This window comes from Fusibacter bizertensis, from assembly GCF_029914245.1.
GTDB classification, from domain to species: Bacteria; Bacillota; Clostridia; order Peptostreptococcales; family Acidaminobacteraceae; genus Fusibacter_C; species Fusibacter_C bizertensis.
Genome location: NZ_JARYZI010000010.1, coordinates 115,663 through 140,150, shown reverse-complemented (window position 1 = coordinate 140,150; position 24,488 = coordinate 115,663). Strand labels below are relative to the sequence as shown.

General features: G+C 38.4%; 19 protein-coding genes. 3 read left to right on the top strand and 16 right to left on the bottom strand.

The window, feature by feature from the left end:
* Nucleotides 1-139: 139 nt before the first annotated feature.
* The 12 genes from QE109_RS14050 to QE109_RS13995 form a co-directional block, all read right to left on the bottom strand.
* On the bottom strand, nt 140-1,057 hold the full coding sequence (locus QE109_RS14050; RefSeq protein WP_281095170.1) for a LysM peptidoglycan-binding domain-containing protein: 918 nt from the start codon (nt 1,055-1,057) through the stop codon (nt 140-142).
* A gap of 179 nt (nt 1,058-1,236) precedes the next feature.
* Nucleotides 1,237-2,136: an HD-GYP domain-containing protein gene (locus tag QE109_RS14045; protein ID WP_281095169.1), complete on the bottom strand. Its 900-nt coding sequence runs from the start codon at nt 2,134-2,136 to the stop codon at nt 1,237-1,239.
* A gap of 120 nt (nt 2,137-2,256) precedes the next feature.
* A complete protein-coding gene (locus QE109_RS14040) occupies nt 2,257-4,086 on the bottom strand; it encodes a putative bifunctional diguanylate cyclase/phosphodiesterase (protein WP_281095168.1) in 1,830 nt (609 codons plus the stop codon).
* A 171-nt stretch (nt 4,087-4,257) separates the two neighbouring features.
* A complete protein-coding gene (locus tag QE109_RS14035) occupies nt 4,258-4,914 on the bottom strand; it encodes a hypothetical protein (RefSeq protein ID WP_281095167.1) in 657 nt (218 codons plus the stop codon).
* Between the two features lie 134 nt (nt 4,915-5,048).
* Nucleotides 5,049-5,501 (bottom strand): bacteriohemerythrin, encoded by a 453-nt coding sequence (locus tag QE109_RS14030; RefSeq protein WP_281095166.1) that lies wholly within the window; start codon nt 5,499-5,501, stop codon nt 5,049-5,051.
* Between the two features lie 103 nt (nt 5,502-5,604).
* A complete protein-coding gene (locus QE109_RS14025; RefSeq protein ID WP_281095165.1) occupies nt 5,605-6,405 on the bottom strand; it encodes a prolipoprotein diacylglyceryl transferase in 801 nt (266 codons plus the stop codon).
* Nucleotides 6,405-8,603: a hypothetical protein gene (locus QE109_RS14020; RefSeq protein WP_281095164.1), complete on the bottom strand. Its 2,199-nt coding sequence runs from the start codon at nt 8,601-8,603 to the stop codon at nt 6,405-6,407. The genes QE109_RS14025 and QE109_RS14020 overlap by 1 nt, the downstream gene beginning before the upstream one ends.
* Nucleotides 8,604-8,791: 188 nt before the next feature.
* The gene (locus QE109_RS14015; protein ID WP_281095163.1) at nt 8,792-10,276 is read right to left on the bottom strand and encodes an InlB B-repeat-containing protein; all 1,485 of its coding nucleotides are present in this window, start codon (nt 10,274-10,276) and stop codon (nt 8,792-8,794) included.
* Nucleotides 10,277-10,411: 135 nt separating this feature from the next.
* Nucleotides 10,412-12,415: a methyl-accepting chemotaxis protein gene (locus tag QE109_RS14010; RefSeq protein ID WP_281095162.1), complete on the bottom strand. Its 2,004-nt coding sequence runs from the start codon at nt 12,413-12,415 to the stop codon at nt 10,412-10,414.
* Nucleotides 12,416-12,651: 236 nt separating this feature from the next.
* Nucleotides 12,652-13,884 (bottom strand): serine/threonine transporter SstT, encoded by a 1,233-nt coding sequence (gene sstT / locus QE109_RS14005; protein ID WP_281095161.1) that lies wholly within the window; start codon nt 13,882-13,884, stop codon nt 12,652-12,654.
* A gap of 165 nt (nt 13,885-14,049) precedes the next feature.
* Nucleotides 14,050-16,029: a stalk domain-containing protein gene (locus QE109_RS14000; RefSeq protein ID WP_281095160.1), complete on the bottom strand. Its 1,980-nt coding sequence runs from the start codon at nt 16,027-16,029 to the stop codon at nt 14,050-14,052.
* Nucleotides 16,030-16,165: 136 nt separating this feature from the next.
* Nucleotides 16,166-17,548 (bottom strand): ADP-ribosylglycohydrolase family protein, encoded by a 1,383-nt coding sequence (locus QE109_RS13995; protein ID WP_281095159.1) that lies wholly within the window; start codon nt 17,546-17,548, stop codon nt 16,166-16,168.
* A gap of 112 nt (nt 17,549-17,660) precedes the next feature.
* Between QE109_RS13995 and QE109_RS13990 the strand changes: the two genes are divergently transcribed.
* Entirely contained in the window at nt 17,661-18,536 is an 876-nt protein-coding gene (locus QE109_RS13990) for an AraC family transcriptional regulator (protein WP_281095158.1), read from the top strand.
* On the opposite strand, the gene QE109_RS13985 is transcribed toward QE109_RS13990, so the two are convergent.
* Nucleotides 18,529-19,815 carry a DHHW family protein gene (locus QE109_RS13985; protein ID WP_281095157.1) on the bottom strand — a complete coding sequence of 429 codons (1,287 nt, stop codon included), beginning with the start codon at nt 19,813-19,815 and terminating at the stop codon, nt 18,529-18,531. The genes QE109_RS13990 and QE109_RS13985 overlap by 8 nt on opposite strands.
* 10 nt (nt 19,816-19,825) lie before the next feature.
* Nucleotides 19,826-21,223, bottom strand: coding sequence for an MBOAT family O-acyltransferase (locus tag QE109_RS13980; RefSeq protein ID WP_281095156.1), 1,398 nt, complete (start codon nt 21,221-21,223; stop codon nt 19,826-19,828).
* A 479-nt stretch (nt 21,224-21,702) separates the two neighbouring features.
* Between QE109_RS13980 and QE109_RS13975 the strand changes: the two genes are divergently transcribed.
* Entirely contained in the window at nt 21,703-22,194 is a 492-nt protein-coding gene (locus QE109_RS13975) for a hypothetical protein (protein WP_281095155.1), read from the top strand.
* A gap of 8 nt (nt 22,195-22,202) precedes the next feature.
* Nucleotides 22,203-22,514, top strand: coding sequence for a hypothetical protein (locus QE109_RS13970; protein ID WP_281095154.1), 312 nt, complete (start codon nt 22,203-22,205; stop codon nt 22,512-22,514).
* A 166-nt stretch (nt 22,515-22,680) separates the two neighbouring features.
* Here QE109_RS13970 and QE109_RS13965 read toward each other — a convergent pair whose 3' ends face one another.
* Nucleotides 22,681-23,502: a transposase gene (locus QE109_RS13965; RefSeq protein WP_281095153.1), complete on the bottom strand. Its 822-nt coding sequence runs from the start codon at nt 23,500-23,502 to the stop codon at nt 22,681-22,683.
* A gap of 2 nt (nt 23,503-23,504) precedes the next feature.
* Nucleotides 23,505-24,482 carry a DNA-processing protein DprA gene (locus tag QE109_RS13960; RefSeq protein ID WP_281095152.1) on the bottom strand — a complete coding sequence of 326 codons (978 nt, stop codon included), beginning with the start codon at nt 24,480-24,482 and terminating at the stop codon, nt 23,505-23,507.
* Nucleotides 24,483-24,488 lie beyond the last annotated feature (6 nt).

Below are 24,488 nucleotides of genomic sequence, written 5' to 3'. Positions count from 1 at the left end.
AGATTCATTGAATTTCCAAGAAGTACGAAAAAAGATGCTGCTGCTAATCTAATTCTTAGATTTGCAACAGCACCTTTAACATTTAATTCGGAATGTTTTGTTCAAAATTACAAATAATTATATAATTTCTAGCAATTTACTATTTAGCAACTTCGATCATAACTCTGTTAGCATAAGCTTTTTCTACAGCTTCTAAGAAGTAACCGTGGCCATCATGTAAAGACATAGTAGCACCAGTGATTACGTCAGCTAATACAGCTTGCTCATCAGCAGTTAAAGCGTCAACTTTTGCTTGATCTTCAGCTTTAAGTTCAGTACCAATCTTGATTGGTCTTCCGTTAGCATCAGTGTTTTTCTCAAACCAAGTTCTTAATTCAGCAGTAGTTTTACCTACGAAAAACTTCTCAAAGTTTTCCATTTGCTCATACCACTCTAAACCAGTAGTAGCTTTAGCAGCCATACCGTATTCTTCTTTAAGTTCGCTTTTAGTTACAATTTCTTCTTCCATTGCAAGACCTTTAGCAACTTTATCAGCGTCTGCTTCGTCGATCCAGTTAAAATCAGATGGCGAAATTTCAGTTACGTCCATTTTTACAGAAACAATTTTACCATCTTGGTCAAATACAGCATTAGCAGCAACTACGTTGAAACTAGTATGACCAGTTCTGTAGTTATCAACCATGCCAAGACCTGAGTATAATTTTGTTCCAGCAACTGGAGTTGCAGGAGTTTCAGTAGTTACATCAGCACCCATTTTTAAAATGATCACTTGACCGATTTCGATCATAGCAGGGTTTTTGATTTGTGGGTTTAATTTTACTAATTCAGCAGTAGTTAAACCATTGTCTTTTGCGATTTTCCAGAAAACATCGCCTTTTACAACTGTGTAAGTTGCAGCACCAGCTGGAACTTCAACTTTAGTAGTTGTTGTTGTAGTTGTTGTAGTTGTTGGCTCAACCCAAGCTTCTGATGCAGAAGTTGTAGCGTCAGCTGCGAAAGCAGGCACGCTTACCATCACTAACATAAGTACCATAATTAACGATAATGCTTTTTTCATTAAGGAACCCCCTTATTAATTTATGTTATCCTTTGTAAAACATTCCTCACCTATGATTTTACCACATCTTAGCAAATCGTAAATAGATTTCTTCAACTTAGTTAAAAATTTATTAATTTATTTTTGGAATTTGATTAAAAATATAGCGATTTCATAGTTTTAATATTATGGTAATCATATTATTTTATCTTTTTCGTTCTTTCTAAAATTGTCAAAAGTGCATTTACAACATCTGGATCATACCAAACACCAGAACATCTTTTCATCTCAGACATAGCATCCTCAAGGCTTAAACCCGCACGATAAGGCCTATCAGAAGTCATGGCATCAAAGCTATCCGCCACAGCGATCACTTTAGCCTCCATGCAAATCTCACCAGATTTTAAGCCATCTGGATAGCCACTGCCATCTATACGTTCATGATGTTGCCTGACAATTTCAGCATAATGCGTATAGTCCACAAGATGTTTGATAATTTCATAACCAAGTTGAGGATGGGTTTTGATAATATCGTATTCATCATCCGTTAACCTAGAAGGCTTATTAAGTATCGATTCTGAAATTTTTATTTTACCAACATCATGAATTTTACCAAGAAAAAGGATATTTTCAATTACAACTTCGTCTAATTTCATGAAAGTAGCAATTTGAACTGCCAAATTACCCGTACGATTACAGTGCTCATCTGTATAGTGATCTTTTAATTGAATTTCATCCATAAAAGGAACGATTCTTTCCATAAAATCAAGTTGGTGCTCAGTGATGTTTTTATTTCTAATTGTCAAAAGCGATGTTTCTTCTACAACACTTAAATGCTGTGTCTCTTCTAAATTTTTAAAAGTAAACCAACTTCCAGAGCTTATATATCGATCTTCATTGGAGTGATATAACTTACCCCGTATAACATAGACACTATTAAGTGCATCCTCACACTCATAAGGTTGACAGATAATGGAGCGACCGGCGTGGACATGTGATTCAAAGATCTCAAAGTTCTCATCTTGAACTTTCAATTTAAATGTACCTAATTTATTAGACACTTGTCTAAGCGACTCTTCAAACACGTTAAAACCATTCATACTTACTCCTATAAAAATTCTCAAAAAAAAATCTAAATCAAAATCAGCAAGTTATGCTTTATTGAGATAGACTCAAATAACGATTATTCTTATATATTTTATCATAAAATTCAGAATTTACTAGTGTCTAGACAGTGGCGTCGGTCTTGAGAAAAGAAACCCTTGATGGACACTACAACCAAGATCTAGCAGTGTCTTACTCTGATTTTCAGTTTCAACACCTTCTGCAACGATACTGATACCATAGGTGTCTTTGAGGTTAATAATAGCGCGTATCAAGTTACCTGTGCGATCATCCAGTCCTAAACGCTGGATAAAAGATTTATCTATCTTGAGTTCATCAAAACCTAGTCTCGCTAAGTAACTAAGCGAAGAATAACCCGTACCAAAATCATCTAGCGAAATTTTGTAACCCACTTTCCTCAGTGTGTACAGCGTCTCAGAAACACCTTCAAAATCTTCAATTAAACTATCCTCAGTAATTTCCAGTACCACTTGTTCTGGTTTAATCCCACGGTTTAAAGTTTCACGTATTATGAAACCACTAAACTCATCAGAAGATAGATGAATAGGTGAAATATTGATGGATACAGTCACTAACTCTTTATAGTTTTTACTTAGTACTTCATATTCATCAAGCACACGTCTGACGATCATGTTTCCAAAGCTTATACTTAAGTTTGATTTTTCAATAACAGGTACAAAATCCGCAGGAGAAACGCTGCCAAGTTCTGGCGAATCCCATCTTGCTAGCGCCTCAAGTCCTATTACCCTACCTACAATACAATCTCTCTTTTCCTGATAACTGATATAAAATTCATTGTTTTCAATTGCTTTGAGGAGTAGTCTTCTCATTTCCTCCTCGTTTCTAAACTGATCTTCAAGGCGCTGATCATATCTCGTGATGCTAGAACTTTTACTGGACTTAGACTGTTCAAGCGCCAATGACGCTTTTTGCATGATCTTCGTGATACTAACATAATCGCCCTCAATGTTGGCATATCCTGTATTGAAATTCAATTTAGTAGGGATATCTGCATCCGTATGGCTGTTATATATAGATTCAGTTAATAGCAGTATACGATTTAAAATTACCTCTGGATCAACGGTTTTACTATACCAGACAAACTCATTACCACCTGTTTTAGCGACAAATTCACCTTCTTTTGCACTTTTCACAAGCTGATGACCAATATGTTTAATTACACGATCGCCGACATCGCTGCCATAAATTGAATTAATTAAATTTAAGCCTCTGATGCTAAGCAATGAAATCCACCCCTCCGTTGGCATGATGCCATCAAGATGCTGAATAAACTTAAACTTGTTAGGTAGCCCAGTGAGTTGATCATAGTAAGCGAGTTGTAATAACCTTTCAGCATTTTTCTGACTATCGTCAATACTTTCAATCAGATATGCTTTGATGGCATCGATGATGATGATCAGTACGATCCCATACATCAGATATGCAACTATATGAAGTAGCCACTCTGTAGGTTCATTATTAAGGAAAGCATTATAACCTTTAAAAGCAAACAGATTAAGAGAAATTAAAAAAGATGGCATCGCTAATATACCAAGCGATAGAGCGGTATAGATGACACCAGCTTTTCTTGATAAAAAACTTACATAAACAAGATTACTAAGGGCAATGAGGATGATCCCCGTTCCTGAAAAACCAGATTGAAAAATTGAGACCGTTCCAAGACCCGTAGTGATAAGTGCCAAAAATACGATTTTCACCTTAGTAGAAATGCTTCCTTTAAATATGTAGAGTAAGATAAAAGCGACCCCAATAGCTGTATCGATTATCACGAACATATTGCGCTCTCCACTGATGGAAACTAGCACAGCACTTATAATCGCTATAATAGCTGCAATAGGGATAAGTAAATTAACACTTTTTTCAATTCTTTTGATAATCAATAGATCATATTTTTTTCGATCCATAAGGGTTCCTCGATTTTAAGTGCTCGGTAAAAGTGCGTTACTTCTCCCTAGGTTTATACCCCGATTAACATAAAAAACGCATTATTACAAACCCTTAAAAGACAAAAAGAACTTTCAAGAATATACTTTCTTGAAAGTTCAATCCATTTTATAATATAACTTAATTTACGTTTACTTTGTCTGGAAAAAATCTAATTTGGCTTGATCAAAGGTTAAGTGCTTAGCCAAACTATTTAAAAGATCAGTCAGGCCTGCTTTTACCGCAGCTACATCACCCGATTCTACAGCAGCTTTTATAGCATCATTGATCACTCGGATCGTGCCTTCAGGAACATCGTAAGTCGCTTTAATTTCATCTAATTCAGCTTGAGTTGCAGCCTTATCAGCTTGAAGTGCTTCTCTATGTCCTGTAAGTTCCAGTTTAGCTTCTTCACGTGTCATGTCACCAGCTGCAACTGCAGCTTTCACCTCGTCAAAGAGTGCTTTAGTCTCAGTTTGCTTTTCCTCTAAAATTCTTGTACGCTCTGCAATAAGACCAGTGTGAAGACTATCGTGTGTATCCCATAATGCATCAAACTCACCTTGTAGTTCTGGTGCAAAGTCACCGATTAGCACCGTCATCTTCTCTCTATAAGCATCTTTTTTTCCTAGTGCATCAGCTATTTTTTCATCAAATTTTAAAGCAGCGGATTCTATCCTCTCGCCGCGTTTATCCATACCTACAGCTTTGTCAGCGTTAACATCTGCAAAAGATAAAGTGGGAACTGCTAATAAAATAACCGCTAGCGATGTGATAACCACCTTGTTTAAAAAACTATTTTTTTTCATAATTACGCTCCTTTTTAATCATATTAACCATATGGCTTAATTAAATTATAGCCTTATGCCTCTTGTGATATCAAAGGACAACCTGTGGCAGACCTGTGGCAACTTAAGTCACTAAGTATGTATATAGTATTCTTTTAGCAGAACACACTTAACCGCATACCCTGTCCACTTAATTTTAGAAAAGGAACGAACTGTTTATCCGTCACTAGAATATGCTTTATAAGCCAATCTAACGAAAAGCTCAATAAAGTTTTTAATTGTTCGATGTTATCATAGTCATCATAATTTACCTTTTGAGCTTGATCAAGATAAAGATCAATAGCCTGTATAAACTTTGCCTGTTCTTCTTTTTGAGCATCCGACTGCGTATGATGGGGGATCGCACCAAAAAGAAGTGCTTCAGTTTCAAAATGGATCTTGCTACAGCTTTTGAGTTCTCTTAAAAGTGATGTCATTTCATCAGTCACTTTGCTCGATTCTTTTCCATAGACCAAGTTAAAAAGTTGACCACAAATCTCAAGCATCTTTTCATGTTGATCATCAATCATTGGAATTCCATATTCAAACTCCGACTTCCAACAAACCATATAATATCCTCCAAATTATCTATGACTAAAAGCACATCTCTTAGTTGTTTTTTCAAAACTATTTTATAGTTAAATTTAGCTTTGGTCAAGCTTCTAACAAAACTTAACGCCTTTTTAACAAAAATAGAACTGTAGTCACACTTAAGATAGTGCCATAGATTAGAGGTCCTCTTATAAAATTTGAAAGATCCGATGCTTGAGGAAACTCGCGATAGCAAAAGGATATAAAGCGCCCAAGTGTATAAATCCATATAAAGACTAAAGTTGCAAAACCACTCTTTGACGTATTACCAAATCGTGTGTTTGATTTTTTTTGTGAGCGCAAGATTAAAAATGCAGCTATACCTGCCAGGAGCGCAAAACCCGATTCGTAAAGCTGTGTTGGATGACGTGTCACGTGATTAACGCCTGAGATCAGCTTGATCAAAGGGCTTGCCCCTAAGAGCTTGGTAACTGCGTTCCCATCTGCACGCTCAAAAATCATCCCCCAAGGCAAATTGGTTGGCACACCGTAACAGCATCCATTGAAAAAACACCCCAGTTTTGAAAGCATCAAAGCCAGACCAAGAACTGGCATCATCGCATCAGATATCTTATACACCGAAACACTTTGGCGCTTAACCACGACCACAAACACCAGAAGACTAAGCAATAGCCCACCATATAGCGAAAAATTAACCAGCCTTAATTCAAAAAGTATACTTAGATCACTTTTGACCCTGTCAAAGTATAGTAATCCATATAAAAGACGTGATCCCACAAGAAAAGAAAGGCTCATGCTAAAGATTAGCAAGAGCCTTGATTTGATGTTAAACCCATTGTCGGCTAACACATGTAGGCTATAAAAAACAAGTATTAAGGCAGCTATGCAATTAAATATCACATATTCACTGATGTTTTGCATCATTTACTCACTTTCCAACTTCCTGAATAAAGTACGCTTGTCGCAGCATAACCACTGTATTCATCTTCTGTAGTCGTTGCTTCAAACGTCCCTTTGAGTTTATTTTCACCTTCAAAAGTCCCCTTAAAGACAGAATTCATCGTAAAACCTTCATCGACTAGTGTATTAGTCAAAGTGATGACACCCTCTTTAAAAGACAAATTATAGGGTTCGTCAGTTGCTTCCTCACAGCCATAGTCAGGAAATGCCGATGCATAGTCGATCCTAAGTGTTGCAGTGAACACACCTTTTTCTGTTCCTTCTTTTACGATCAAAGTGATAGGTACTTCAACCCCGATCACAGAATTACCTTTGTTGATGGCCTCTTGCACTTGAACCTGTATTTCCTCTTCATTGATATCGAACTCTTCACATTCTTCACCCTCTGCATCAGTAACAGTTGGTACAGAAGCTGGATCATCAAGTGCTTTTTTGGCAGCTTCTAGTACTGGTGCATCATTTATTACCAGCGTGCCTTTGTAAGTACCTGATTCTAGTTCATAATCTTTGACATACCCCATCTCTTTTAACATCTTCTCATAGGCAGCCTCACCAAAAACGTACCTTTCCTTGATGAGTTTTGCTAGGTCTGACATCTTCATTTCATCGTCTTTGACAATCCCGATATAGTCAAGTCCCCTTGCCTGATCATGTAGGTCTCCATCTTTATAGACGATGCCAAACCTACCTGTTTCCAGTTGAATTCTCTTGATTTGTTCATAAAGGCGATCTAACATCCGTTCCATACTTTGTTCATAAGGATACCAAACTCTACCACGTTCAAGTAGACCATATTTTTCAAATTGGGCGAGCACTTCTCGCTCATTTGCCTCTTGAAGCGCGATCTCTTCTTCTTGTTTGATACGTTTTTCAAACTGATCTTTCAAAGTTTCCCTCGCCTTGGTTTTCGCTTTGTCGATCTGCGCTTGACTCAGTTCACTTTCTTTCACCCCAATAGAAGCAGCGTATTTCTTAACTGCATCCATCTCAATCTGTCTAGCAAGCCCCCTCATTTGATCCCAAACTTCACCAAAATTCTCTGGCTCGTTGTTATATCCAAATAGTATATAATCATTAGAGCCTTCCTTAAAAGCTTTATAGGCTTCTTCAATACCATTGTTCTTCCAGTTGTTGATTTTGGTATCGATTACATCTACAGCAACTTTAGCAACTTTATAAGCCGGTGACATCTCAGAGATCGTCTCTGCGAGCTTCATCCCAGCACCACTATAGTCACCTTCCCATAGATAGCCAGCGGCTTCCGCAGCATTACCTAACTGTCCAAAAGTAGATGACAATGCATCTGCTTCATAAGCATTTGCAAAAGTTTGTCCGATCATTGAAGCGACATTAGCAGTATAGGATTTAAAATCTTTATTCATCAAGTCTGTTGCAAGCTTACCATATTCCAAACTACCGTATTTGAGTTCTTTTAAGATCGCTTTCGATACCAACTCAATCTCACTTTTATTCGTTGCGTTGAACTGGTTTACAAGTATGCTTTCGATCATCTCTTTGGTTGCAGCTTGTACATCTCCTTCAAGTTGAGATTCTCCCCAACTTTGGAGTGCTTTTCCTTTGATATATTGTTCTTTTCTTTCTGCTTCAGTGAGTTCTGCTGTCCCCCATAAATCGTTGTTATAGATCTCAAAAGCTATATAGCCCTTTTCTGGATTTACTTCCACAGGCATCGTATAAGTCCACCCAGTAGCCTGACCATAATGTGCAGCTTTAAATCCTTCTAGCTCTTGGTGGTCTGCAAAGTAGCTCTGATCAACTGCGATTTTCACAAGTATAGGCGCATCCGTCCTTCTTTGTGCACCACTGAATTTGATATCAAGCGCACCACCAGCTAGCGCCATCTGTGCTTTATCATAAGTTGGGATTTCACCACCTATAGCGACGCTCACCTCAGAGCCCTCCCCTAGAGCGCCTTCAGGCAAAACCACTTCGATGCCATCAGTTTCCAGTGCGCCCACGACATTTTCAGAATTAAAATCATCAATAACAGCAAGCGGTTTCAAAACCGTATCTGCTATCGCATTTGTTTCTGCTTCAGCATTTGTTTCTTCTTTGCTACACCCTGTTATAAACAGTAAACTCGCAGTTATCACAAGTATCACCACTAACATGTATAGTCTACCTCTTATCATCAACATCCCCGTTACCTCCTAACACATAAGTTCACCCCGAACGTTTCTAATCCCCGCATACCATATCTTAAGTGTACATATTTTAGTACAAAGTTAAAAGTAGATCGACGTAATTGTCAATGACAAAAAAAGTGAAGATGAATACAATCATCTCCACTTTTGGATTTAAAACATAATTTAATTTTGAATACTCACTATTTTCTGATCTTTATAAAGACACCTAGAGCAGTTATGATGCTACCGATGCTCATATAAAGTGCTGCTGGCAATTGGCCTGTTTGTGGTAAAGCATCGCCAAGTGCCACAGCTTCATCTAAAATCGTAACTTCATCTGTCGCTTCAACTGTGGTAACTTCTTGTTGATCATATATTGAATCAAAGTTAAATGGCGTATTTGCATTACCAAGTGCAACTTCCTCTTCTACGATCGTTTCTGTTGCCGCTTCAGTTGTAGCAACTGTTGGTGCTTCTGTAGCAGGCTGTGTAGCAGGCTGAGTAGCTGGCTGAGTAACTGGCTCTGTTACTGGTTCTGTTACTGGTTCTGTTACTGGTTCTGTCGAAGGTGGTGCTGGTATTTCTTCAAAAGTTACCACAACTACAAGATCACTGTTTAAAGTGACATCCAATTGGTCTTCAGTTGAGTTTTGGTCCACACCATTTACAGTCCAACTTTTAACTCTAGCGCCATCAACAGGTGCTGCCACTAAAGCGACAACTGTTCCAGCAGGATGTGTAGAACCACTTGTGATAGTAACTTCTCCACTTGTTGCACTTATTGTTCCCATATCAGGAGAGCTATCTGATACTGAAAAATCTATCTTGTTCTGAATAATTTTTTTAAAGATTGCTTTAGGTGTAAGCGATGTTTTTGAAGCTGTGATCTCTACAGTTCTAGGGTTTGATTGTGTAGAGCCACCCGTAATATCTGCATACCAGCCCACAAACTCATAACCTGTTTTTGCGATTGCTTCTAAAGAAACGACTGTTCCAAGTGCCATCACACGCGTTGTTGAATCGCCTTCAGTTTGAGTAAACTGTTGATCATCATATGCAAAATCTATTTGACCCGCATCTGCGTTTGCAACTATACTTGATGCATCCACATAACTGTCTGATACAAGTTCATAAATTCGAGTAGAAATATCTACTGATTCGCCAAGCTTAATTGGTAAAGTAATCGTTCCATTTGCAACTACAGTTTTCTTCCATCCACTAAAATTTCCAAAGTCATAAACCGTATAGCTTAACACGACTTGATCAACTGCTATATCGCTTGGAATCATATATTGGAAAGGATCTAACGTCTTTGTCTCTCCACTTTCGATATGAAAAGAATCTATGTTACTAATCGTTATAGGATTTGGATAATTGTTGATAATATTGCCCTGTCCATCATACATCACGAAAAGGAGATCTCGATTACCATTTGATCCTTTATCACCTTTATCGATATTGTTGATATTTAAGCCAATCGTTGCCGTCTCACCTGGGAGATAAATTGCCTTATCTAAAGTTGTTGAAACAGACATCTCAAGTGGTCCATTTGCGTTGTTGCTTCCAGCTTCGTTTATGTAGTCAGGATAATCAAGTGGGCTACCGTCAACAGCGAAAACTGCACCTGAAACACTAAATGCAAGTAACACTATACACATACTGATTGATAATAATTTCTTCATCATAAAATCTCTCCTTATTTTTACTTCTAACACATGATACCAACTTGTCGTGACATAAGCCGAACATATCTGTGACAAATGCGTGACAAAGAAAAAAGATGCCATTTGGCATCCTTTTTCAGTTAACTATACAACTATCTATACTTTAAATTTTGAGATCTCTTGATTCAGCTCAACTGAAATTTGGTTTAATTCTTGAGCTGCTTTAGCTACCTCATCCACTGCATAAGATTGTTGTTCCATAGAAGCTGTCACTTCTTCAGATGCAGCAGCCGTTTCTTCAGAGACAGCTGATATATTCTCTATGCTACTTACTATTTTTTCTTTATCGTGGTTAACACCTTCAACTGAAGTCCCTATATGATCTATATTTGTAGAGATCACCTCATAGGCAGACCTTATCGTATCAAAAGCAGAGACCACCTTTTTCACTGCATCGTTTTGCTTATCAGAGATCTCTTTTAAAACTCCCATACTTTCCACAGATTTTGAACCATCTGCTTGTATATTAGAGACAATTCTCTTAACGTCATCTGCCGCACTTGACGATTGCTCAGCTAACTTCCTAATTTCATCAGCAACTACAGCAAACCCTCTGCCATGTTCGCCTGCCCTAGCAGCCTCTATAGATGCATTTAAAGCTAGCAGATTGGTTTGAACAGATATCGCCGAGATGCTATCTAAGATCGTGCCTATTTCATTGGTTCTATCATTTAACTGTCTGATGACAACTTCAATTTCTTTATTGGCTTCAAGTGATTCCCTGTTTCTGTCACCGAGTTCATTGACAGATAAGATACCGCCATCATAAGCTTCACCAGTACTCGCTGCTGACCTGATCATATCTTCAGTATACTGGTTTAATCCATCAAATTTCTCAGATAGTGATTGTGCAATAAATGCACTTTTTTCTGCATCTTGCGCTTGATCTTGCGCACCTTTAGCGATATCTTCAACCGTCTTCGCCACTTCGACAGCAGAAGCACTGACTTCTTCACTGGTAGCAGCTAAACTTTGAGAGGACATGGTCAGATGTGACGAAACTTGCTGGATGTTATTAACCAGCTTACCAAGGTCTAGCAAGGTCTCATCAAAGTAGTGGCTTAAAACGCCGATCTCATCTTTTGAATCAATCTTCGATAAGGCCCCCAAATCACCAGTTCTTGCATGTTGCATGGATTCGATCAACTTCTTAATACGTTGATTAAAAGCATTGGTCAACACATAGATCAGCCCAATAGCGATTAGTGTCGCAATTACAGACTCTATGACATTTAAGCCTATAATTTCGTTGATATGACCTTGAATCTCATCATAGTATAAAGTGGATACAACAGCCCAGTTTACATCAGTAAGTCTGTAGATAGAAGCATACTTAAGCTTCGATTTTCCACCTTCATCATAGCTGTATTCCACACCTTCTTTTGTCAAATCTTTTATCGCATCTTTGATCTGAACCGTTGTAAGTTCAGTTCCTATCTTCTCCGGGGTTACATGTGCCATGATCACGTTATTCGCATCCACTATGATCGGATAACCTTTCTCGCCGATCTTAATAGACTCCGTCTGTTTGTTCAGGGTATCTAGCGCGATATCTGCTGCCAATACACCGACAAACTTGTTGCTCTTATCATATACGGGTTCACAAGCAGTTACCACCATCTTACCCACGGTGTCATCAAAGTATGGATCAGTCCATATAAAAGTCCCAGCTGCTTTAGCCGCCATATACCAATCTCTCGTAGTAGGATCATAATCACCAAGGTCATCGTCTGGCTTCATCACCATGCGCTTGTCTTCCGTCCCAAGATAGATGAAAAGGATATCTGGATTCGCCTTTACAAAAGTATCCAGCGTCACAAGCAGATCACTCTGAGCGCCTGGATCAGACATGATCGACTTAGCAGAAGTTTGCACTGCAACCGATCTGACAATCGTTTCATACCCGGAAAGATAATTTTCAACAGAAAGTCCAATCTGCTGCCCCAGATCATTTACCATGTTTTTCTGACTCTTTAAAAAGACATCTTTAACTTTAATAGAAGTCCCTATCCCCACAGCCACTTGTGTCATCAGCATCACCCCAATAAAGATGATGACAAAAGTTTTTCTAATACTGCGTTTTACTCTAACCTTCTCCATAACATTCTCCCTTTTTTGCAACTCATTATAATAGTATATCGTTATATGTTAACTCATACATAGAGCTTATGTCACTTAATTCGCAATAAAAGTTGTACTAACAAAAGTACATATTTAATGATACCCCCATTTTTCACTATAAACCATAGGAACAATAGACCAATTACATATAAAAAAGCAGCTGGGTTCAGATATCTCTGAACCCAGCTGCTTCTCTGAGCATTACTAAGCTTTATTTACTTTGGAATAACGATTTCTTTTCCTTTTTTCTTCCACTCTTTAAACTCTGCCGTAGCAGTGAAGATCACATCCGTTGAAGAATTTAGCGCCGTTTCACAAGAATCCTGAAGAACGCCTACGATAAACCCAACTCCTACAACTTGCATCGCCACATCATTGGAGATGCCAAACAAACTACATGCAAGTGGGATGAGAAGCAGTGAACCACCAGCCACACCAGAAGCCCCGCATGCACTTACAGCCGCAAGCAAACTCAAGATAAGAGCAGTTGCTATATCGACTTGTATCCCCATCGTATGCACCGCAGCAAGCGTTAAAACAGAGATCGTGATCGCAGCACCTGCCATGTTAATCGTCGCTCCAAGAGGAATCGACACAGAAAAATTATCACGATCCAGACCAAGGTCTTCACAAAGCTCCATGTTCACAGGTATATTTGCCGCTGAACTACGGGTAAAAAATGCCGTAAGACCTGAGACGCGGATACTTTTAAGCACAAGTGGATATGGATTTTGCTTGATCTGTGTATATACGATCAAAGGATTCACCACAAGCGCTACAAAAACCATACAGCCAACCAACACCACTAGCAAGTTAACATAGCTTAAAAGCGTCTCTAAACCGCTCGTTGCAATAGAGTCAAACACTAAACCCATGATACCAAGTGGTGCAAAGTTGATGATAAAACGCACGATGTTAGATAGCGCATCTGCAAAGTTACTAATCAAAGTTTTAGTCGTATCTGCTGCATGTCTTAACATATACCCAAGTAAAGCCGCCCAAGCTAAAATCCCGATATAGTTTGCGTTAAACAATGCTTTAACAGGGTTATCAACCACATTAAGCAAAAGCGTTTTCAAAACTTCGACAACCCCTCCAGGAGGCGTAATACTGTCCACAGCCGTTGCCATCGTCAAGTTTACAGGGAACAAAAAGCTCGCTGCAACACCGATGACACTGGCTAAAAACGTACCTAGTAAGTATAACTTGATAATCGATCCCATATTGGTCTGATGCCCAGCTTTGTGCTGCGCAATCGCACTCATCACTAAGAAAAAAACCAAAATTGGCGCAACCGCTTTAAGTGCACTTACAAAAAGCGAACCAAATATAACCACAAAAGAAGCCTTCTCAGGTAAAAGCACCGCTAACACGATCCCGATTAAGAGACCTACTAGGATCCTTTTAACGATACTCAGCTGATTCCATTTTTCAAAAAAACTTTTCACAATATCCCCCCATGCCCTAATTTTTCGCCATCATGACCAATCTCTTGATCAACAGCATTAAAATTAGTTTAGCATATAGGTTGTGAAAATCAAGACAATTTGTTACGAAATAGTAATAAAATTTTATTTATACATCTGCTTAAAATTATATGGCTTACACAAGGATTATTCTATAATTACAGTTCGCTGCGCCCCATCATAAGTAACCGAAAGTCCTATACTTTGTCCGATAAACTTAAGCGGCACCATCGTACGACCAGCAACAGCAGTTACAGGCACATCCAGCGCAACAACTTCTCCATCGACTAAAGCAGTCTTCTCCCCTAGTACTAGCACCACTTTGTGATTTTGACCTTCCGCAGTAATCGTCCGCGTCCTCGCCTCATAAGAAACAGTCATCCCAAAAGCCTCAAAGATGCGCTTCATCGGCACAAGCGTCCTACCATTTACCACCACAGGTGCTTGGTCAAACCTAAGGACCTCGCCTTGATACTTGACCTTGATCACCGGCGATATGAGATCCACTTCATAGTCTTTTTGCATCACAAGCGTTCCATCGGGTAAATAGGCTCTCGCCGTTATACGTGCATGATCTAAACTAGACTTAGAAAAATCGTACTCAAAAACAAAAGGCAACTGCTTTGACACCTTAACCAGTTTACGGTCAATATAATATTCAACTTTATCAATCACAGGTTCATAAGATTTCACATAGGCACTGATGCGCTGTGGTTTCTTTTCCAGAGTAGTCCCAAGTAAAACATACCTAAAATCAGCACTTTCAAGCGTAGATAGATAATAGTCCCCTTTGATAATACCTGTATACAAAGTCTTTAGAACAGGATTTTCAGAGAGCATGTAGTTCTCCTTTGCACCTGCCGCACCTTTTGAATCATAATAATACATCGCCTTGATCTGAGGATAAACCCTTGGGATAAACGCATAAAACCTTTTGATATTGTTTGCAGCCCACTGGGTATAATCGATAGTGGGTTCAAGCGCTGCAGTATAAGACACAGCACCTTCCACGATCATGATAGGTTTACGATCCCCATATTCAGCCACGATATGACTGAGTAGGTCTATAGGATTGGTTAAGAGCTTTGATGCTTTCGTATCCTGTGTATAGGTAAGCGTCGCATAGCAACTTACCCCCACCCAGTCCACATAGTCATCACCAGGATAGTAACTCGTCATGTTATCCCATGGGAAAAAATTAGGCGCCCAAACCATCGCCACATTTGGTGCTTCTTTAGCCAGAATGTCGTGCACAAGTCTAAACTTTTCGATATAGAGATCCGGCTGCATACCCCACGGTACCCAGTTGCCGTTCATCTCACCACCAAACCTAAGAAAAACAGGTACGCCTGACGCTTTAGCCTCTTTTGCAAATGCATGGAGATACGCATCATCCTTAACAGCTTTTAAATCAAATGGCTGCATATGGATCTGGAGCGATCCGCCTACAGCTTTCATCTTTTCACCAGCAGCCGTAGGAAAAGGCGAACTGCCATAGATATTATAGTAAAGAAGTGAAGAAGGACACTCGCCGTACACTTCTTTGATTTTAAGTGGATCAACACCAAAACCACTGTAAAGCGCTTCATTTCCCTCGCCATAAAGACCGATCATCAAACCACTTTCAGGTTCAAACTTCGCCAACTCCCGCGTCATTGGCGGCAGGCTCACAAGTTCTTTTTCGATGTACAGCTCTAGCTCAGACCTTATGGCGTCTAGCTTCCTCTGTACCGATACATAAGTCCAGCTGTTACCCGCATCACCGTTGATCTCACAAAATTTTACATAAGAATCATATGCTTTTTCGTAGTAGGCAGTTGCTTTTATAGGGTCAAAAACATCACCACCAAAGACACCTGCATAATAATCGCCAGCCCGGTCAGCATAATGCCCCCCGTTTTCATAACTCGCCGAGTTCGTATACCCTGCATATAGGTCAACTAGTTTCTCCCAGTACTGGATAGCATGGACATAGTCTTTCGCCTCTTCATAAGCGATCGCCTCTTTCATCAAAGGCCAATCATTGATCTTGATCTCTTCTGCATAGGAAAGAGGATAAGTGCCCCCTGCTTTGCAGAGCAACATAACCACTATTATAATTGATATGTAACTTAGACTTTTTTTCATTCTGTGCTCCTCAATATGATTTTTATCATTCTATAAGAAAAACAACTGAATCGCATTTGCCAATCAGTTGCTTTTTTAATAATGCTATTATATTTATCGGTATCCTCGATTTAAACTTGACCTTTTGAACAAAAACTTAATTAATCTTTCGCATCACACATAACGTCTGCTCAACTAACTGCGGTACAGTAACCATGTTGTATCCCATGATGCTAGTCGACAAGCGCTGATTGTATATTTCATACCAATAAGCGGGAATCTTTTGTGCACCAACTAGCATGCCCACTATAGAGCCTACAGTTGCACCATTACAGTCCGTATCAAATGCAGCTTGAACAGCCAAACAGATAGATTTTCCAAAATCCTTTTTACCATAAAGCAAAGCCATCACTACAACCATCGCGTTCGCGTTAGTATGACACCAGCCATGCCAAACCTTTTCGTTATAGGTTTCATGGATATGCTTGATGATCTCAGTCTCTGAGCAGCCTTCGTTATACCAGGTGATCACCTTTTCTATATCACGTCTCAGACGAGAAGCAAGGGGAATTTCATCTAAACCCGCTTCAACAACTGTCATCACGTCATCACATACACCAGCTGCTGCGATCATAGCAGCGACAAACATTTCACCATAGATACCATTTTTCACGTGAGAAATACTTGCATCTCGCCACGCCATCTCGGCAGCAAGTTCCGTGTTACCCATATTGACATAGCCAAAAAAGTCCCCTCTGATTTGAGCGCCTATCCACTCGCGATAAGGGTTGAGATACGTTGCCGTTTCCGGTGCATAAAGTCCACTAGCGGCATTGCGATAGGCGATACGCTCAGCAGTACAAGTAGAGAACATAGGAAGCCAACAGAGCCACGCCTCTAGCACATCATTGGGACGAAAATCCTTTCCGTAGTTTTCAAGTAGCTTCATGGCAAATACTGTGTAGTTGGTATCATCATCTATAGGAGCAGTACCGCCTATTGTATCCGCCCAGCAGTTTTGCCAGCTCTCTCGCTTGTCATACGCGATCTGATCTTTGACCAAGTCCGTTAACTCACTATACATTAGGTAACGGTGTAATGGATAATTGTTCGTCCCTTTTAATACAACGTCTATTGGCTCACTCATCATTATCTCAAGCGGTTTTCCCAGCAAACAACCACTAATTCTACCGATCCAAGCACCCGCTAATTTATCCTTGATTGCTGCTTCATCCATGGTATCCATAACGAGTGGTTTAAAATGATGCCTTCTTGAAGGTTTACATTCTCTGATCCCAGCCAGGTCTGACGGTTCAACGTAACTATAGTTTTCAAGTATCGGTGCCTCTAGTAATTTTCTGCGCACTGCTAAAGCTAAAGCATGTGTAGAATCAACCATTCTATCCTCACGCATAGCGGTTTCAGAGATAGACTTACATATTTCTTCATAAGCCATAACATCTTTTCCCTCGTCTCTTGCCTGCATCCATTCTAAGTATAACTCTTTCTCATAAATCGCCCATAATTGGTTTTCTAACATCGCTTATCTCCTTTTAAAAACATTTTTGACTCTATATCTCATAGTCTTTACTACTTTTCTTTCATCATATACGATATAATAAGTCATATCTTTCTAATTTCGAGGTTAAACTATGCAAAAACGACGATTATTACCCAGTGTAGATTATGTAGATGTGCCTTTATCCGCGCATTTTCCGGTTTCATATTTTCATCATATTCAGCACCACCAAGACGAACAGCACCTACATTATCACGATGCGTTTGAGATTGGACTTTGCCTTGAAGGCTCAGGACTTTTTTTTGTCGACCACCATACACATACTTTTAACACAGGAGATCTATCCTTTATTTTTCCCGATCAACCTCATATTGCACAAAGTCCAGATGAAGTCCCTAGCCAGTGGTACTTTATCACTGCCGACCTCAATCAGCTTTGTAAAGATGACTTTGACCTGATCCATAACTTGATGGTACAAAGAGCTAAGTTATCACCACTTATCCCCCAATCACTTGATCCTACTTTAGGGGTTCTCTATCAGATGGTCATCAAGGAACTTAAAACAAAAAACTATGGGTATCAAAAGGTAGTGTCTGATTTACTGCATTATCTCCTTATAAAAATAATGCGCAGCTTGACCTCTACAGCTCACCCCTCTGTCCGTAACTTACCGGCATTTTCTAAGAAGGAGTTTACTGCGATTTCACCTGCGCTTAATTATATGTCTTCAAATTATGGAGAGGCTCTAAGTATCCATGCACTCGCCGGACTTTGCCACCTAAGTGTCTCTCACTTTAGAACCCTTTTTAAAAAGGCAACCCATCAATCCCCCCTACAGTACTTAACCCAGATCAGGATGAAGATGGCTGCTTCACTACTTATGTCTACTAGCTTAACGGTACTAACCATCTCACAAACCGTTGGCTATAGTACATTGTCTTCATTTAACCGTACTTTTAAAGATCACTACAACCAGACCCCTACTGACTATCGTAAAACACTTAATTAAAAGCTTTTAAGATCAAATCAGCATAGCCAGTTGAACGTGTGATATTGGCACTATTAACAAAGAGTACCTCTTCGATCTCTTTTTCAATTAAAAGCTCTGAAAGATCTCCGGCATAATGTCTAGGATCAACTGCATAGATCTCGCTGTAATTTCCTGCAAGATAAGGTACAAGTGCATTACCATAAGAATCCTTGACCACTAGTAACTTAGGCAACGTGGTATCGTCGAGGTTATGGATCACCGTCATGGCACAATCGCCCCCTAAAAAAGCTTTGTAAGACACCTTGTCTCCCATAAGCGCTTCAGATGCCATATAAGGAATATCTGGCACAGAGACCACCGTTTTACCCTTCACCACTTTATACCGATCCATTGAGACATTAATTTTAGGTGTATAGATCATGATCTTATCGGGGTGCTTGCCAAGATTTTGGTTGTTCATCAGCTTATACACAGAGCCTAAGAACCCCTTGATTTCAGTGTATACCATATCTTTTCTGAGTATAGGTTTAATTGCTTTCGCTTCACAATAACTTAGATAGCCATAATAAGCACCAAGACCATTCCAGTGATGGTCTGTCCTAAAGAACAAGTCCTCAGAGTAATTTTCCTTTAATTTGTGATATGCATTTACATACGTGACATCACTCGCAAAATACCCTTCAAACCTCTCAAGTGAAGCAACCTGATCATCTGTAAGCGACGCATAAGACTTATCCAAGAAGGCCACTTGCGTAGGCGTTAAGAGGACGCTGAAATTCACTGTCTCAAACCTTTTGCTTAACCCTTTGATCGCATCAGTATACTCAAGCTCAGCCGGTATGTTCTCATCAAATGCAGCAAAAGCACGATCATCAAACACCACATAATTTACATCTATATCGCCAAACTCATAAGTTTGTTGATCAGCATTCTCTTCTGTAGTTTCTGTAATTTCTGTAGATTCAGCTCTCCCACTTGTACTTTCCTCTACAAAACTAGCGATCATATTATCTTTAGCCACACTGATGGTGATATCTGATTTAAACCCTGATAAGGCACTGATCGAACCCGATAGTTTAATAAGCGGCGTTCTAAGTATAAACTGATCCGAGATAAAACGATCGATCTTATACGTCAACTGATCCTCAAAGACAGCCTCAAATGAGAGCTCTGGAAACAACTGCAGTTCCTTGTTTTCAAGTTCTGATACCGCATCATCTGTATGATAAAGCGTATTTAAAACCCCTATACACAGTAAAAGGATAACAAATATGATAGAATTCACTTTATGTGACATGTTATCCTCCCTAGAATCTAAAGTATAAAAAAGGATTATAAGATTGACCCACTAGCATGGTCGTTGCTAGGAAGACCATGATGATATTCCAGACTACATGTAGGTCAGATTTAAAGAGATCAAATCGTGACACAATCATTGCCTTTATCTTTACTAAAAATGGCGTAGAAAGTAGCACAGCCATCACTATAAAGAAGATGTTGCTCCTTATATGAATCCACGTAATCGGGTCGATAAACGCCGTTACGCCTACACCAAACATCATGCCAATATAAGTCATACCTACGCCGAGATCGACAAAGTAGAAAAGCACCCATCCAACTAGCATCACCACGATCAGGTAGGTATGCTGTACCCACACCGGTAGTTTTTCTAGTAAGTGTCCATATAGCTTTCTCTCTAAAAAGATCAACAGACCATAGTACATCCCCCATAAGATGAAGTTCCAGCTTGCCCCATGCCATAGCCCTGTTAAGAACCATACGACTAGCACATTTCTTATAAAGTGCTTTCTGTTCCCACCTAGCGGGATATAGACATAGTCTCTAAAGAAAGACCCCAGTGAGATATGCCACCTTCTCCAAAACTCTGAAGCACTCTTTGATATATATGGATAATTAAAGTTCTCTTTAAAATCAAAGCCAAACATCTTACCTAGTCCTATGGCCATATCAGAATAGCCAGAGAAGTCAAAATAGATCTGAAAAGCATACAGCAGTATCCCCAGCCATGCACCTACTACAGACATCTTGCTAAAGTCTCCTTGTAAAAAGAGATCGGATAAACTGCCCGCCGTATTGGCGATGATTACCTTCTTTCCTAGACCAGTGCAAAACCGCGTCACCCCAGTACTAAACTGATGAAAATTCTCTTTCCTGTGGTTAATCTGCTCAGCGATATCCACATAGCGAACGATGGGACCTGCAACGAGTTGGGGAAAAAGTGATACAAACATGAGGAATTTCATAAAACTGTCTTGCACCTTAGCCTGTCCCCTATAGACATCAAACGTATAAGACAACGTCTGGAACGTATAGAAAGAGATCCCGATTGGCAAACTCAGTTGATGGTACTTGATGCTTAAACCAAATATATAATTGATATTCTCTACTAAGAAACCATAGTATTTAAAGAAACCCAAAAAACTTAGATTTATCACGATAGAAGCCACTAAAGCCACATGCCTCAGCTTGTTATCGCGGTTTTTATCTATGATCTTACCGTTGGTAAAATCAACCACAGCACTGATCACCATGAGGCTGATCCATACTGGCTCACCCCAACCGTAAAAAAACAAAGAACCCACGATCAACACTAAGTTTCTGATCGTTGAAGACTTTGTCCCATAATATAATATAATCAATAGTGGTAAAAAATAATAGATAAATGTTAAACTTGAAAAAACCATCATAAACCTCTCTAACAAACACCTCTAGCAAGCCACATTATTATATCATGTGGAAGAAGTTTGGGACAATACAAACTTTTATCGTAACCCACACTCCCAGGCAGTTTTCCGGAAGTTCAAGGAAAGAAAGTTCTGAAGCAATGTGATATACAAGCTACTGCGCCTGGTTTACTAGAATCAGGATTTGAATTTGTTGCTACAAACAAAATTAAAGTAACTTATACAAATGCCATGGCAACTATTGATCCTTCAAATTCAAAATTCACAAAAATTATGGGACAACTTTAGCATTCGCAGGTGTTGCTTCTGAAACTGCTGCTTTAGTTGTTGATAAAGTTGCTCCAACTATTGTTTACTCTGGTCTTTTTACTCAAAATTCATTTTTTGTTCTTTTACATAAATAGATTAATAGTGCTTTTATTATAATGATAAGTGTTATAAAATAAGTATATTGAAATATATAACAATGGAGGAGTAATATGGAACAATTAAAAAATCTATTTAGCAGTGATGAAAAGGTCATTGATACACCAATTATGAAAGTGAAGGGAAATGTATTAGCCTTTAATGACTATTTTCTTCAAATTAGTAATATATCACAGGTATCGATCGCGCCTGGTAGCAAAAGAAACTATCCAGTTTCAGCTATAGCGGCAGTTTTAGGTGGTCTTTTGATTATATCGCTTAAATCATTTATTGCGATACTAATTGGCTTAATGGTGGCAGGTTTTGGGGGGTATATGTTATATAATACATATACGAAAAACTCAAACAGCGGTGAGAATATGGTGATCCATCTTAATTCAGGCTCAATCTTCTATATCAACTTTAAGGAACGCACTTTTTTAAATAAAGTTATGGAAGTGCTAAAGGATTGTTCAAATTCGTCTAAAAGTAATTATGTGATAGATGTTAAAAATTCAGTTATTACCGTTGGAGACGAAAATAAAATTGAATTTAAGCAAGCGTAGAGGAAATTATGAGTAATTATAAGATAACGACAAATTCAGTAATTACAACGGGTAATCACAATACGGTAAATGTGAATTATGGTAACGAGTTTAACTGGCTTGAAATTGAGGAAGCGCTATTTACACTTCTTATGGATCTTCCAAAAGAAGCTGAAGAAACAAAAATCGTTAAAGCAGCGCATAAAATGGTAATTCGAGATGAGAAACAGGAACTTAGTACATTTATCAAAAAACATGCAGGTGTTTTTGGATCAAGCTTAATCACAAGTTGCGCAAGTGGTTTTTTAGTAGATTTCTTTACTAAAATGATGCGTGTTTAATGGGAAATATCTGTACTACCGAAAAATAGCCCGGCAACAGAAAGGGAAGTTGGAAGTTCAAGAAATCAAGCGTCAAGGTCTTAAGATCTTGGCGCTTTTCGCATTGATGATTTTCCTAAAAATGGATTGAGTAAAAGAAAAGAAATATAACAATTAGTAGAGGTTCTCAATCATTAAACGACACGATCATCATCCGTACTGATCGCGGCGTAATTTTTAAATAAGCAGCAATTTCTTTCACTGTATAGCCTAATTCTGAAGCATGTTTTGCACATCTTTTTCTTATTGTGGTACGTTGATTAGTGCGTTTGTCTTGAAATAAAACGGCTTCATTAAAACCATTGACATCACAAAATGCTTGGATGATAACCTCTAACTTTTCCTTTTTAATTTGTTGACTCAGTATCTCATTAAACGCTTTTGCTTCAACTAAACCCAAATCAAAATACTGACTTGAGTTTAAAAGATCCATGTATATATCTAATCCTTTTTCCTGTTCATCACTTAGGTAAAAAAATATACGTTTTTTTGCTACAATATCCGTTTGTTTTGAGATAATTTCTGAATGCGCGCACCATTTGTAAGCGCTCGCTTGTTTGACCATCTTTGCCTTAACAGGGTTTTCAGCTATATACTGAATAACTCGGATAAGATACTTTGTATCCTTAATGTAATACGCTTTATAGGGTGATCCAAAAATGGTCCCTGTTCTGTTATATTTTTTATTATAGTGAACACTATAACCGTAATTCAATGCCTGCATTATTTTACTTATTGAAATATCTTGCATTTCAATTAAGAAATGATAATGATTATCCATTAACACATAATATAGCATATTAAAAGGGTATTTTTCATTTACCTTTTTTATAATATCCAAGAATTGTGCCTTATCTAATTGATCATCAAAAATAAAAGCTTTATTATTACCACGTTGCACAATATGATAAATACCACCCTTGATATAATCAATTTTTCTTTTAGGCATAATCACCAACCATTATAATGCCACCACCCATCTGCTTTTAACTGAATCAGCCTATGAAATTCAAGTTCTAAAAGAATTTCGAAAGTATGATCAAACCTTTCAAGTAGATATTCAGCCGATCTTGGTTTTTCTTTAATTGACAGTAAAATTGGATTTTGTATATAAAATGTTAACTGCTCAGGCAATGAAACATTGTATTTTGACGCGAATTTCTCATTTATTAAAAAATTATTGCCTGAATTTCGATGAGATTCTCGGGTATCATATGCGGCATATACCTTACGTCCTAATTCATTTGCTATAAGTGCTGACTTAATAGACCCACTGCTTTTAGATGCTTCAATCATCATGACTTCATTCGACCACAGCATCATGAAAGTGTTCGTTTCTTTGAAATGTGATTTAAAAACTGGCGTATAACATGAATATAATGACAGTACGCAATAATTTTCTTTTATATTTTTAAAAAGATGAGTATTTTCACTTGGGTAACATTTATCTAAACCGCAAGTAGTAAAAACCATCAATCTTCCTCGGTACTTAATGGTTTTTTGTATAGCTAACGTTTCAATCCCCTTTGATAAACCAGTTGTTAATATGTGGTTTTTATCAACGAGTGATTTACACAACCTTTCTGTATAATGATATCCCATGATTGAATAATTTCTGGTCCCTATGATAGAAGTGTAGGTTCCCTTGTAAATATGACCTATGTAATAACATACAAGCGGCCATTTTTCATGTAGAGCGTTGGGATTGATTTGTATTGCATCATGAAACGTTAGTGTTTTTATGTTCAATAGGTCATGATTGTGAATAATTTCATTTGCTAACGATAAATCAAGTGCATCATCTGTAACTATTATTAAATTTTTGAATGTGTGCCATATTGTTTCTGGATCTTTATAAATAGAAAGGAGTTCTTTCTTCTTTGCTAACGTAAATCCTTTCAAATCATTTAACCAAATCCAAAACTTCATATTGCC